The 12,703-nt window shown below is 70.6% G+C and carries 14 protein-coding genes and 1 tRNA gene; 3 read left to right on the plus strand and 12 right to left on the minus strand.

Going from position 1 to position 12,703, the window contains the following annotated elements:
• Positions 1-77: 77 nt before the first annotated feature.
• Positions 78-695: an isochorismatase family protein gene (locus LUW87_RS07900; RefSeq protein WP_232670591.1), complete on the minus strand. Its 618-nt coding sequence runs from the start codon at positions 693-695 to the stop codon at positions 78-80.
• Positions 695-1,693, minus strand: a complete 999-nt coding sequence (locus tag LUW87_RS07905) for an LLM class flavin-dependent oxidoreductase (RefSeq protein WP_232670592.1) — start codon at positions 1,691-1,693, stop codon at positions 695-697. The genes LUW87_RS07900 and LUW87_RS07905 overlap by 1 nt, the downstream gene beginning before the upstream one ends.
• 201 nt (positions 1,694-1,894) lie before the next feature.
• On the opposite strand from LUW87_RS07905, the gene LUW87_RS07910 reads away from it, so the two are divergent.
• Positions 1,895-3,115: an acetyl-CoA C-acetyltransferase gene (locus LUW87_RS07910; RefSeq protein ID WP_232670593.1), complete on the plus strand. Its 1,221-nt coding sequence runs from the start codon at positions 1,895-1,897 to the stop codon at positions 3,113-3,115.
• A gap of 374 nt (positions 3,116-3,489) precedes the next feature.
• Here the strand turns inward: LUW87_RS07910 and LUW87_RS07915 are convergent, their stop codons facing one another.
• The 4 genes from LUW87_RS07915 to LUW87_RS07930 all read right to left on the minus strand — a co-directional run bounded on the left by LUW87_RS07915 (position 3,490) and on the right by LUW87_RS07930 (position 5,853).
• The gene (locus tag LUW87_RS07915) at positions 3,490-3,957 is read right to left on the minus strand and encodes a DsrE/DsrF/DrsH-like family protein (RefSeq protein WP_232670594.1); all 468 of its coding nucleotides are present in this window, start codon (positions 3,955-3,957) and stop codon (positions 3,490-3,492) included.
• Between the two features lie 46 nt (positions 3,958-4,003).
• Positions 4,004-4,321 (minus strand): TusE/DsrC/DsvC family sulfur relay protein, encoded by a 318-nt coding sequence (locus LUW87_RS07920; RefSeq protein WP_232670595.1) that lies wholly within the window; start codon positions 4,319-4,321, stop codon positions 4,004-4,006.
• 52 nt (positions 4,322-4,373) lie between these two features.
• A complete protein-coding gene (gene sqr / locus LUW87_RS07925; protein ID WP_232670596.1) occupies positions 4,374-5,612 on the minus strand; it encodes a type III sulfide quinone reductase, selenoprotein subtype in 1,239 nt (412 codons plus the stop codon).
• Positions 5,613-5,779: 167 nt separating this feature from the next.
• Positions 5,780-5,853 (minus strand) — tRNA-Ala (locus LUW87_RS07930).
• Positions 5,854-6,134: 281 nt separating this feature from the next.
• Here LUW87_RS07930 and LUW87_RS07935 point away from each other — a divergent pair.
• Positions 6,135-6,608: a CAP domain-containing protein gene (locus LUW87_RS07935; protein WP_232670597.1), complete on the plus strand. Its 474-nt coding sequence runs from the start codon at positions 6,135-6,137 to the stop codon at positions 6,606-6,608.
• Between the two features lie 162 nt (positions 6,609-6,770).
• Here the strand turns inward: LUW87_RS07935 and LUW87_RS07940 are convergent, their stop codons facing one another.
• From LUW87_RS07940 to galU, 6 genes are all read right to left on the minus strand, one after another.
• On the minus strand, positions 6,771-7,442 hold the full coding sequence (locus LUW87_RS07940; protein ID WP_232670598.1) for a translin family protein: 672 nt from the start codon (positions 7,440-7,442) through the stop codon (positions 6,771-6,773).
• Positions 7,443-7,460: 18 nt separating this feature from the next.
• The gene (locus tag LUW87_RS07945; protein ID WP_232670599.1) at positions 7,461-8,063 is read right to left on the minus strand and encodes a hypothetical protein; all 603 of its coding nucleotides are present in this window, start codon (positions 8,061-8,063) and stop codon (positions 7,461-7,463) included.
• 267 nt (positions 8,064-8,330) lie between these two features.
• Complete coding sequence (gene moaC / locus LUW87_RS07950) at positions 8,331-8,903, minus strand: cyclic pyranopterin monophosphate synthase MoaC (RefSeq protein WP_232670600.1); 573 nt, start codon at positions 8,901-8,903, stop codon at positions 8,331-8,333.
• 146 nt (positions 8,904-9,049) lie between these two features.
• A complete protein-coding gene (gene moaA, locus LUW87_RS07955) occupies positions 9,050-10,054 on the minus strand; it encodes a GTP 3',8-cyclase MoaA (RefSeq protein ID WP_232670601.1) in 1,005 nt (334 codons plus the stop codon).
• A 43-nt stretch (positions 10,055-10,097) separates the two neighbouring features.
• Complete coding sequence (locus tag LUW87_RS07960; protein WP_232670602.1) at positions 10,098-11,348, minus strand: molybdopterin molybdotransferase MoeA; 1,251 nt, start codon at positions 11,346-11,348, stop codon at positions 10,098-10,100.
• Complete coding sequence (gene galU, locus LUW87_RS07965; protein ID WP_232670603.1) at positions 11,345-12,232, minus strand: UTP--glucose-1-phosphate uridylyltransferase GalU; 888 nt, start codon at positions 12,230-12,232, stop codon at positions 11,345-11,347. The genes LUW87_RS07960 and galU overlap by 4 nt, the downstream gene beginning before the upstream one ends.
• A 119-nt stretch (positions 12,233-12,351) precedes the next feature.
• Between galU and LUW87_RS07970 the strand changes: the two genes are divergently transcribed.
• Positions 12,352-12,702, plus strand: a complete 351-nt coding sequence (locus LUW87_RS07970) for an FmdB family zinc ribbon protein (RefSeq protein WP_232670604.1) — start codon at positions 12,352-12,354, stop codon at positions 12,700-12,702.
• Position 12,703 lies beyond the last annotated feature (1 nt).

Raw genomic sequence — 12,703 nt, forward strand, 5'->3', positions numbered from 1 at the left:
GGACCCCGAGGACCCGACACCGGGAGCGCGACCCGCCCACACCGCGTCCCGACGAGCTCGCGAGGAGGGCGCAGTAGTTACGGCCAGGCGGCGAGGACCTCGTCGGTGGTGGTGACGGTGCTGATCAAGCGGAAGGTGTTGTCGAGGAGGGCCTCGGCGTAGTCGCGGGGCACCCCGGCGACGGCGTCGCGCGGGACCACCACGTGGTAGCCGTGGTTGACCAGCCCGATGGAGAGCCCGAGCAGGGCCACGTTGACCGACACGCCGACCACGATGACCGTGCGGATGCCGAGGTTGCGCAGCACCGGGTCGAGGTCGGTGCCGCCGATCGGATCGAGCCCGTGGTAGCGGCCGAGCACCATGTCGTCGGGGGCGAGACCGAAGTCCGGGATGGGCGCCGCCGCCTCGCTGCCCGGCTCCATCGCCGGCGAGGACGTGTTCATGGCCACGAACAACCGGCCGTTGGTGTTGGCCGCCCGGTTGTCGGCACGGCGCCAGAAGACGCCGTGGATCACCTGCACGCCGGCAGTGCGGGCGGCGTGGACGAGGCGGCCCCCGTTGGGCACGACGGTGTCGGCGGCCGCCTCGGCCAGCTGGGGCAACGCCGACTCGGGTCCGAGGACGCCGTTCTGGCACTCGGAGGCCACCACCGCGGTCGTCGACGGCTCCAGCAGCGGCCGGAGGTCGACCGCCATCAGCTGTCGTCCTTGAGCCGGGGCAGGACCTTCTCGACGTAGAGCTCGAGGCTGCTCCAGCCCTCGGCCGGATCGGCGCCGCCGACCATGGGCATGAGGACCAGGCCGCCGAAGGGACCCTGTTCGCGGGCGAAGTCCACCGTCTCGTCGGGGGTGAGCACCTTGTAGATGTGGCCCTGGCGCAGGTCGTCGATGGTGTCGGCGTCGGTGCTGACCGCCGAGCGGATGTCGGGGGTCTGCCAGGACTTGTAGACGGTGGCGTCGTGGAGCATGTGCGGGCCCACCTGGGCCCAGGTGCGCTCGGGGTCCTCGCTCACGAACAGGCAGCCGGTGGTCTTCTCCGCCGGCATCAGGCACATGCCCGGCGTGGTGCCGAGGCGCTCGCACTCGGCCTGGTAGTGAGCGGCCAGGTCGTCGTCGTGCACCGCCAACTGGGCGCTGAGGCCGAAGCGGGCGGCCCGCTCGACCGCCTTCTTGCCCGACCCCCCCACGAAGAACATGGGGTGCGGCTCGGTGAAGGGCGGAGGGGTGACCTGCACGGTGTCGCCCTTGTACTCGAAGGGCTCGCCCGTCCACGCCTTGAGCAGGGTGTCGAGGGCCTCGTCGAGGAGCTTGCCGCGCCGCTTCCAGTCCTTGCTGAGCATGTGGTACTCGATCGGCCGGTAGCCCAGACCGGTGGTGAAGGTGATGCGTCCACCGGAGATGTGGTCGACCGCGGCGAGGTCCTCGGCCAGGCGCACGGGGTCGTGCTCGGGCACGAGCAGGGCCTGGATGCTGATCATCACGTTCTTGGTGCGAGCGGCGATGGCGCCGGCCATGACGAGCGGCGACGACATGTAGTTGTCGGGGCTGCCGTGGTGCTCGGAGAGCACACAGATGTCGAAGCCGTTGCTGTCGGCGAACTCCGCCATCTCGAGGGCGGCGGCGTACATCTTCTGGATCTCGGCTCGGCTCTTGCCCGGCGCGCGCATGTCGAAGCGCAGGATGGACATGGTCATGACGGCGTCTCCCCCGGTGGTGGCTGTCGTCCTGTTCTAGCCCAGCGTGCGGCAACGGGAGGGCTCGGCCGCGGCTCGGCAAGTTACCGATCGGTTACCTCGTCGGGCCGCCACTGCGATAGACAAGACCACGCTGTGGGCCCAGTGGGGGGCGTCCGTCACCGGGCCCGCGTCCAGCCTCACCCACGACAGGAGCCCCACATGCCCGAAGCCGTCATCGTCTCGACCGCCCGCAGCGCCATCGGACGGGCCAACAAGGGCTCGCTCACCAAGGTGCGCCCCGACGACCTCGCCGCCACCATCGTGCGGGCCGCCCTCGACAAGGTGCCGGCCCTCGACGCCTCCACCATCGACGACCTCATGCTCGGCTGCGCCCAGCCGGCCGGCATGCAGGGCTACAACATGGCCCGCATCGTCTCGGACCTCGCCGGCATGGGCCACGTTCCCGGCGTCACCGTCAACCGCTACTGCTCGTCGTCGCTGCAGACCATCCGCATGGCCGCCCACGCCATCAAAGCCGGCGAGGGCGACGCCTTCGTCGCCGCCGGCGTCGAGACGGTGAGCCAGTTCATGAGCGGCATGTCCGACGGTCTCCCCGGCACCCACAACGAGCGCATGGCGTCGGCCGAGGAGCGCACCAAGGCCCGCGCCGAGGGCGACGCTCCCACGTGGACGCCCTTCGACGGCATCTCCGACTACTACATCGCCATGGGCCAGACCGCCGAGAACGTGGCCCAGTACGAGAACGTCGCCCGTGAGGACCAGGACGAGTTCGCCGCCCTGTCCCAGCAGCGGGCCACCGCCGCCCAGGAGCGGGGCTTCTTCGAGCGGGAGATCATCCCCATCGAGACCGTCGACGCCGACGGCAACCCGGTCACCGTCACCAAGGACGACGGCATCCGCCCCGGCACCACCAAGGAGAAGCTCGCCGAGCTCAAGCCGGTGTTCCGCCCCGACGGCACCGTCACCGCCGGCAACGCCTGCCCCCTCAACGACGGCGCCGCGGCCGTGATCGTGATGAGCGACACCAAGGCCCGCGAGCTGGGGCTCACCCCGATCGCCCGCATCATCTCGTCGGGTGTCTCCGCGCTCGACCCCGAGATCATGGGCCTCGGACCCATCGAGGCCTGCCGTCAGGCCATGGCTCGCGCCGGCATGACCATCGACGACATCGACCTCGTCGAGATCAACGAGGCCTTCGCTGCGCAGGTGGTGCCCTCGGCCAAGCAGCTCGGCATCAGCTGGGACAAGCTCAACGTCAACGGCGGGGCCATCGCCCTGGGCCACCCCTTCGGCATGACCGGTGCCCGCATCATGACCACCCTGCTCAACGGCCTCGAGGACTCCGGCAAGACCATCGGCATGGAGTCGATGTGCGTCGGCGGCGGCCAGGGCATGGCCATGATCGTCGAGCGGCTCTGACACTCAGCTCGGGTCGGCAAGCCTCCCCTCGCCGGCTTCGCCGAAACGCGGGACCGGGCTGAGCCTCCGTCGCTGGCGCTCCTCCGGCTGTCACCAGCCGATTCGAGGGTTCTAAGCGCCTGACAAAGAGCGACAACGAACCAGAAGGGCCCTCCCGACGGGAGGGCCCTTCCGCGTTGGTCACCGACGGTGCCCGGTCAGGTGGGCGACGGGAGCGCAGCGACCCGCCCACACCGCGTCCCGACGAGCTCGCGAGGAGGGCGTCATGGACTCGGGTCCGAGTGGGTTCCGGTGGCGTGCGCCGTCAGGTGGGCGACGGGAGCGCAGCGACCCGCCCACACCGCGTCCCGACGAGCTTGCGAGGAGGGCGCCATCTAGGTGAAGAGGATCTGGCCTCCGGCGGCGATCTCGTAGAAGTCGCCCACGGTGATGATGCCGTCGAGCTCGTCGATGAAGTCGCTCTCGGTCATGCCGAACAGGTCGACCGAGGCCAGGCAGGCGTACATGCCGGCGCCGGTGTCGCTGATGAGCTCCATGAACTCGGGGATGGAGGGGATGTCGAAGTCCTCCATCTTCTTGTTCATCATGTGGGTGGCGATCGCCGACATGCCCGGGAGTCCACCGACCAGGGTGGCCATGTGCATCCCCGGGTTGCCGACGGTGGCGACCTTGATGTGCTCCATCCTCTTCTTGTGGATGGCGTCGAGACCGAAGAAGGTGAAGAAGAGGTTGGCCTCGATGCCTTCGGCGCGGGCGCCGTTGGCCATGATCAACCCCGGGTAGATCCCCTCGAGGGATCCCTTGGAGATGATGATCGAGACCTTCTCGATGGCGTCGGACATGGGGGCTCCAGTTCGTGGTGGTCGTGTGGCGGGCGGGGGTCGCGGATCAGATGCAGCCGCGGGGCTTGGGGATGCCGGCGACCTTGGCGGCCACCTTGGCCGGCCCCTTGGGGAAGAGCTGGTAGAGCTCCTTGACGGTGACGCCGGAGGTCTTGCCGAGCATGCGCACCGTCGGCCCGGTGCCCTTCTCGAAGTACTCCTTGCGCATGAACTCGATGACCTGCCAGTGCTTGGGGGTCAGCTCCTCGATGCCCTCTTCCTTGGCCACCTCGGTGGCGACCTCCTGGTTCCACTGGTCGGGGTCCTCGAAGAACCCTTCGTCGTTGCGATCGATGGTGTGGCCGGCGATGGTCACGGTGGCCATGGCGTGTCTCCTCGTGGGTGCGGGATCGGGGGTGTGCGTGCGGTCGGCGGGGTCAGCGGGGGCCGAGGACCTTGCCCGAGGTGGGCATGTCGGGGCCGATGCCCGGGATGTCTCGACCGGGCAGCAGGGCGTGCCAGTAGAACCACTGGAACATGAGCTTGCCGAGGTGGTTGAGGCGGGAGTCCTTCAACAGCGGCACGCCGACCGATGACGGGAAGTGCCCGGTCAACGGCTCGGTGTCGTAGTTGAAGTCGATGAGCATCGCCTTGTGGAACCCGGTCTCGATGAAGCAGTTGGCGTGCCCGTCGTAGGACGCGTCGAGCTCGTCGCCGTCGAGGAACCGGATGATGTTCTCGAGCAGCACCTCGCCCTCGAAGTGGGTGACCGACCCGGCCTTGGAGGCGGGGACGTTGGTGGCGTCGCCGATGGCGAAGATCTCGGGGCGGACCTTGGACTGCAGGGTGCGCTCGTCGGTCGGCACGAAGCCCAGCTCGTCGCCGAGACCGGGTGACCGTTCGACGTACTCGGCCCCGCCGTGGAGGGGGATCACGACGGCGAGGTCGAAGGGCACCTCGCGCTCGTCGTAGGAAACGATGCGGCCACCGGGGCCGTCGACCTCACCGGTGTTGAACTCGGTGACCAGCGAGACGCCCTTTTCCTCGAGCATCCCGCCGAGTGCGGCCGAGGCGGTGGGCTTGGTGAAGGCGCCGTCGAGGGGGGTCACGTAGGTGAGCTCGACCGCGTCTCGGATCCCGCGGTCCTGGAAGTACCAGTCGGCGAGGAAGCTGAACTCCAACGGGGCGACCGGGCACTTGATGGGCATGTCGATGACGTTCAGCGCGATGCGGCCACCGTCGAAGTCCTCGAGCGCCTGGTGCAGGGCGGTGGCCCCGTCGAGGTCGTAGAAGGTGAAGACCTTCTCGTTCCACCCCGGCCCGGTGAGGCCCTCGGTCTCCTCGGGCAGCAGGCGAGCCCCGGTGGCCACCACCAGCAGGTCGTAGGGCAGCGTCTCGTTGCCCTCGAGGGTCACGATGCGCTCGTCGATGTCCACCCGGTCGACGGCCGCCAGACGGAAGGCGATCCCCTTGTGCAGCTGGCGTTCGCGGCCCCGCACGATGTGCTCGGGGTCGGCGAGGCCGAAGGGCACGAAGAGCAACCCGGGCTGGTACACGTGACGGTCGTCCTGGTCGACCACGGTGATCTCGGCGTCGGAGCCGTAGTGCTTGCGCAGCCGGTTGGCCATCAAGGTCCCACCGGTGCCTCCGCCGAGGATGACGATGCGGTGCGCCATGGGCCATGCCTCCCTTGTTCGTTGTCCTCGTCATCCTCCTGCGGCTCCACGGTGGCGCCTAGGGTCCGAAGTCATACCCCCGCGGGTATCGAAGCCCCCGTGGGGCCCGCGTCCACCCCGGGGGCGAAAAAGCCAGAAGGCCCGGCGAACCGGGCCTTCGGCGGCGGTGGAGGTGAGGAGAATCGAACTCCCGACCTCTACGTTGCGAACGTAGCGCTCTAGCCAACTGAGCTACACCCCCGCAGGGGCGCCCACGATACTCCTCCCCGGGCCGGGCACGGCAAACCATCCCGGGTCGTGCTCCCGCCGCCGGCGTCGAGGTGACGGGTGCCGCTGCGTCCGGTGCCGCCCGGCGTGCCGCGCACATGGGAGGAGTCTCAGCCGACCCTCACGTCACCTTCACACGCGCCCGCCAGAACGGTCACCGACGACCACGCGGGTCGCCCGAGCCCCCGGTGCGCCGGATGGCCGACCGAAAGGAAATCACTCAAGGTGAAGGATCGAACGCGCCGAGTAACTGACATGACCTCTGCGACCCTCCCCCAGGCAGCACCGACCACCCGCCGGCCGTCCCGCCGGCGTGCCGGTGCCTTCGCCGCGCTGGCGCTCGCCGCCGTGATGCTGTTCGCCGCATGCACCCCCGAGGCCAACCGCACCGCCGACCTGATCAACCAGGAACGCGCCCAGCGGGGCATCCCGGCGCTGCAGTTCAACACCATGCTCTACCTCAAGGCCCAGGGCTGGGCCGACCACCTCAGCCGCCAGGGGCACCTCTCGCACTCCAACCTCACCAACGACAACTGGTCGACGACGTGGCGCAAGCTCGGTGAGAACGTCGGCGTGGCCGGATCCATCGAGGGCGCCCACCAGGCCTTCATGAACTCCAAGGGCCACCGCGACAACATCCTCGACCGTGGCTTCAACAAGGTGGGCACCGGTGTCACCCGTGGCGCCGACGGCCGGGTGTGGGTCGTCCACGAGTTCATGTACGAGTAGCCCCGAGCCCTCCCCCTCTCGTCGCAGTGGCGCCGCCCCGGCGGCGCCACTGGCGCGTCCGGCCCGCCGCCGTTCGCCGGTCGGAACCGCGCTCGGGTCCCGCCTTCGCTCACCGGTCGCCCCGACGTCAGCGCGACACGGGCCGGCGCACCAGCGCTGGACTCAGGGCTGCAGCGGCTCGACCGGGTGGCCGTGGCCCTCGAGGGCCTGCTGGAGGCGCACCTGCACCACGGTCGTGGTGACGTCGCCCCGGGTGCGCTCGACCACCGCCCGCAAGGCGTCGACGGTGCGGCGCAGCCCTTCGGTGAGGGCATCGGGGTAGTCGACCGTGACGAGGACGTCGTAGGCGTCGTCCATGGACTGCAGGAGGGCTTCGGCCCGGTCCATCTCCCCCTCGCGTAGCCGGTCGAGCGTGTAGCGGCGCAGCTCGCTGGCCGCCTCGGCCAGGGCCTTGAGCCAGGGTGGGCCGTCGATCCCCAGCGCATCCGGCCCGGGAAGGGGCTCTCCGGCCACGAGGGCGGCCGTGAGGTGGGCTTCGGCGACCTCCCGCTCGGCGTCGTGGAGGAAGCCGGCGTGGGCCACCGCCGGGAACGGGGCCAGCGCGTCCTGGGCCTCGCGCAACGCAGAGGCGGCGTCGGCCGCGAGGGCGGCGGCCCGTTCCGGCTCACCTCGGTGCACGGCCCGGATCGAGCTGCCCGAGGACCGGATGGCGGCCCGGCAGGCAGGGAGTGCGACCTCGCGGGCGGCGTGGGCTCCGGCCAACTCGGAGCGGACCGCCTCCACGGCGGCGAGCATCTCGGCACGCCGGCTCGACGGGGCGTCGGCCGCGAACACGAGCAGGCCAGCCGGCGGCTAGCGCCGAGCGATCATGTAGCCGGACTGCGGCTGCGGGTAGGCGTGCACGTCGGCGGTCGGGTAGGTGCCGTCCGCGGTGGGCTCGTCGTAGGCCTCGTCGTACCAGGCCTCGTCGTCCCAGGCCACGGGAGCAACGGGGCTCACGGCGCCCGAGGGACCCAGGTAGCGGACCTTGGAGCGCTGCTCGAGCACTCGCTTCTGGGCCTGGGCCAGCAGCGCCACGTAGGCGACGGTGAGCAGGAGGGACACGACGAACAGCAGACGCAGCGGACCGCCGAGCACGAGGCCGCCGAGTGCGGTGACCCCGGTGGCGGCGAGCAGGCCCATCAAGATGTCCTTGCGACGCTTCTTGGCCGCGGCCTGCGCCGAGCGACGAGGCGCCACGCTGGACGAGAGCGGGCCGAGGCCGGCCGCCGCCCGAGCAGGGCCGAAGTCAGCCGCCCGGGCACCGCCCTGGCGGGCACCGGGAGCCGTGCGCTCGAGGACCGACAGGTGCCGGCTGAACGACGAGATGGAGTTGCCGCTACGGGTCTCGGAGCGCGTGCGGAACCACGAGACCAGATAGACCGCCCACACCACCGCGAGGATGAACAGCACCACGAATGTCACGCTCCGGGCCTGCGCTTTCGGTGTCGGGGACCGTACCGGGCCGCATGTCACAGGGGGTGGATCCCCTGGGCGGTCCGGCCGATCGGCGGAATCAGAACATTACGGTTCTACTACGGAACCACCACGGGTTCCACCGTGCCATCCGTCGCCTCCCCGCCATCGGCGCGCCATCCGCCCGTCACCAGGGACTTCGCGCCGACGACGGCGTCCGCCAGGCCCGGACAGGGGCCGGCCGGGCGGCGGCCGGGACGGGCGACGTCAGGTCTCGTCGTCGAGATCGAGCCCGAGGCCGAGGTCGTCGTCGCTGCCCGACAGGCCGCCGAGGCCCTCCACACCGACGCCCGCCTCGTCGAGGGGGTCGCGCCGGTAGGTACCCGAGCGACCGCCGGTCTTCTCCCAGAGGGTGACGTCACCGATGACCATCGAGCGGTCGGCGGACTTGCACATGTCGTAGATGGTCAGCGCGGCCACGCTGCAGGCGGTGAGGGCTTCCATCTCGACCCCGGTGCGGTCGACGGTCTCGACCTGGGCCTCGACCTCGACGTAGCGGTCCTCGATGCGGAAGTTGACGAACACCGACCCGACGAGCAGCGGGTGGCACAGCGGGATGAGGTCCGGTGCCTTCTTGGCCGCCTGGATGCCCGCCACCCGGGCGACCGCCAGCACGTCGCCCTTGGAGACGGCGCCGCGAGCGATGAGCGACGTGGTCTCCGGTTGCATGAACACCTTGCCCCGGGCGATCGCCCGGCGGTGGGTGACCTCCTTGGGGGTGACGTCGACCATGCGAGCCCGACCCAGGGGGTCGAGGTGGGTGAGACCGCGATCGGACATGGGCGCCGAGTGTAGGCGGCCCGCTCGTGCCCACCCCGCGTACCTGTCAGGGTTGGGCGTCACCTGTCGACAGCCCGTTCCCGACAGGTTTGCCGCGCAAAGGGGGGGCGGATCGGTGGGCTCGCCGCGGGTGCCTACGTCTCGGCTCAGCCGCCGATCTGGCTCATCGAGCGCGCCGGGCGGATGAAGTGCACCTGGTTGATCTGGTGGCCGGCCCACTTGGCCCCCACCTCCGCCCGGATGGCGTCGGCCAGGTCGTCGTCGGAGGCCCCCTCGCGCAGCAACGCCCGCAGGTCGAGCTCCCGGGTGGCGAACAGGCAGTGGCGGAGCATGCCCTCCGCTGTGAGGCGCACCCGGTCGCACGACTCGCAGAACGCCTGGGTGACGCTGGCGATGACGCCCACGTGGCCACGGCCGTCGCGGTAGCGCCAACGAGCCGCGGGGTCGGCGCCGCGCTCGGCGGCGGGGACCTCGTCGAGGGGGTGCACGGCGTCGATGGCGGCCACGATCTCGGCCTGCGACACCACCTGGTCGTCGGTCCAGGCGCCCTGGGCGTCGAGGGGCATGAACTCGATGAAGCGGACCTCGACGTCGTGCTCGCGCCCGTAGGTGGCGAAGTCGACGATCTCGTCGTCGTTCACCCCCCGCATGACGACGACGTTGAGCTTGACCGGTCCGAGGCCGGCTTCGTGGGCGGCGGCGATGCCGTCGAGGACCTGGGGCAGGTCGTCGCGCTTGGTGATGGCCGCGAACCGCTCGGGACGCAGCGAGTCGCACGACACGTTGATGCGTTGCAGCCCGGCGGCGGCGAGGTCGTGGGCGACGAGGCGGAGGGTGGAGCCGTTGGTGGTCAGCGAGAGGTCGACCCCGAGCGCGGCGAGCTTCTCGATCAGCACCGGCAGGTGGGCCCTCACGGTCGGCTCGCCACCGGTGAGGCGGATGCCGTCGAACCCGAAGCGCTCGACACACACGCGGGCCACCCGGGCCAGCTCTTCGTAGGTGAGCAGCTCCTGGCGGGGCAGCCAGGGCATGCCTTCGGCCGGCATGCAATAGGTGCAGCGGTAGTTGCAGCGGTCGGTGACCGAGATGCGCAGGTCGCGGTGGACGCGCCCGTACCCGTCGACGAGGTCCGAGGGGGTGGGATCGGTCACGGCAGCAGAGCGTATCGGCGTGCCGCCACGACCACCGGGGCGATCACAGCCCGAGTGCGGCGTCGAGGAGGTGCACCGCCACCTGGTCGCCGACCTCGACGCCGGCACCGTCGGGGAGCTCGGCCAGACCTCCGGCGTTGGCCATGGCGGTCAGCTGGTGGCTGCCCTGGGCACCGGCCGACGCGACGTGCACCCGTCCGTCCGAGGTGTCCCACCGAGTCCGGACCCGGACGAAGTGGGTCTTGCCGTCCGCCTTGCGGGCCATGGCCTCGTCGGCGATGGCGACGATCTGGGGCCGGAACCGGTCGATGCCGGTGCGGCCCGCCATCTGGCGCAGCGCCGGCCGGCAGAACAGCTCGAAGCTCACCATCGACGACACGGGGTTGCCGGGCAGCCCGAAGATCGGCACGACCACGCCGTCGGCGCGCTCGACGGTGCCGAAGGCGAGGGGCTTGGCCGGCTTGATGGCCACCTGCATCCAGCGCATGGCGCCCAGGCGGTCGAGCACGACCTTCACGAAGTCGAAGTCGCCCATGCTCACCCCGCCGCTGGTGACGAGGGCGTCGCACCGCTCGATGCCCGCCCGGATGCCGTAGGTGATCACGGCCTCGTCGTCGGGGAGCAGCCCGAGGTCGACCACCTCGAACCCCGCGGCCGCGAGCAGCGTGCGCAGCGCCAGGCGGTTGGAGTCGCGGATCTGCCCCGGGCCGAGCGGCCCGCCTCCGTCGACGAGCTCGTCGCCGGTGGAGAGCACCCCCACCACCGGGCGGCGCACCACGGGCACCTCTTGGACGCCCACGGTGGCCAGCAGGGCCAGGTGCGCGGCCCCCAGCACCGTGCCGGCCGCCACGACCTCGTCGCCGGGGCGCACGTCGTCGCCCACGGGGCGCACGTGCAGCCCCGCAGCCACCTCCGCGAGGACAGCCACTCGGTCGCCGGTGACCTCGGTGCGCTCGACCATGACCACGGCGTCGGCCCCCGGCGGCATGGGTGCGCCGGTCATGATGCGGGCGGCTCGCCCTTCGCCGACGGGAGCGTCGAGCCCGGACATGCCGGCCTGGACGGTGCCCACGATCTCGAGGTCGACCGGGTGGTCGGGTCCGGCTCCGACGGTGTCGGCGGCCCGCACCGCGAAGCCGTCCATGGCCGTGTTGGCGAACGGGGGCACCGCCTCACCGGCCACCACCGCCGCCGCCAGCACTGCGCCGTGCGCCTCGGCGACGGGGACGACGGCTTCGGGCCCGCGGGGGCACCCGCCGAACACGACGTCCCTCGCCTCGGCGAGCGAGATCACCGCAGGCCGCGCTTGTCGAGCAACTCGACGAGGAAGTCGCGGAAGTCGGGGCCGAGGTCTTCCCGTTCGAGGGCCAGCTCCACCGTGGCGCGGAGGTAGTCGAGCTTCTTGCCGATGTCGTAGCGGCCGTCGCGGAACACCCACCCGTACACCGTCTGGCTGGCGAGCAGCACGGCGATGGCATCGGTGAGCTGGATCTCGCCACCGACCCCCGGGCGCACCTGCTCGAGGGCGTCGAAGATCTCGGGGGTGAACACGTAGCGCCCCATGACCGCCAGGTTCGACGGGGCGTCCTCGGGGGCGGGCTTCTCGACGATGCCGCGCACCTGCACGAGGTCGTCGCTGATGACTTCGGGATCGACGCAGCCGTAGGCGGAGATCTCCGAGGCGGGGAACTCCGAGAGGGCGACGACCGAACGGCCGTAGTGGGCGTAGGTGTCGATCATCTCGGTGAGCACGACGCCGTCGTCGACCATGATGTCGTCGCCGAGCATCACGACGAACGGGTTGTCGCCCACGTGCTTGCGGGCGACCGACACGGCGTGGCCCAGCCCCAGTGGTTCGCCCTGGCGCACGTAGTGGATGTCGGCCATCTCGGCGAGGGCCTTCATCTCGGCCAACTCGGTCTCCTTGCCCTTCTGGGCCAGGTAGTACTCGAGCTCGAAGTTGCGATCGAAGTGGTCCTCGAGGGTGCGCTTGCCCCGGCCGGTGATGATCAAGATGTCGTCGATGCCGGCCCGGACGGCCTCCTCGACGACGTACTGGATGGCCGGCTTGTCGACGACCGGCAGCATCTCCTTGGGTTGGGCCTTGGTGGCCGGGAGGAACCGGGTCCCGAGCCCGGCGGCAGGGATCACGGCCTTGGTGACGTGCGGCGTGGCCACGGACACTCCTCGTGCGATCGACGTGGCCCCGATGCTAGGTCGCACCGACCGGGGCGCTGCCGTATGCTGGCACTCGCGTTGCTCGAGTGCTAACGATCTGGTCCCCACGGAGGACGGCGATGCCCACCTACGAATACCGCTGCAAGGACTGCGGCCGACACCTCGAGGCGCAGCAGGCCTTCACCGACGACCCCCTGACCGAGTGCCCCGAGTGCGGCGGCACCCTGAAGAAGAAGTTCGGGTCGGTCGGCATCGCCTTCAAGGGCAGCGGCTTCTACAAGAACGACGCCCGCCAGACGTCGTCGAGCAGCGCGTCGAGCACCGAGTCGAGCAGCGGCGGCGCCAGCACCACCGACAGCGGCTCCACCAGCACCAGCTCCGACAGCGCCTCCAAGAGCACCAGCTCCGACAGCGCCGGCAGCACATCGGGGTCCGACTCCACCAGCTCCAGCGGGTCCAGCGCCGCCTGAC

The organism is Rhabdothermincola salaria, from assembly GCF_021246445.1.
GTDB classification, from domain to species: domain Bacteria; phylum Actinomycetota; class Acidimicrobiia; order Acidimicrobiales; family Acidimicrobilacustridaceae; genus Rhabdothermincola_A; species Rhabdothermincola_A salaria.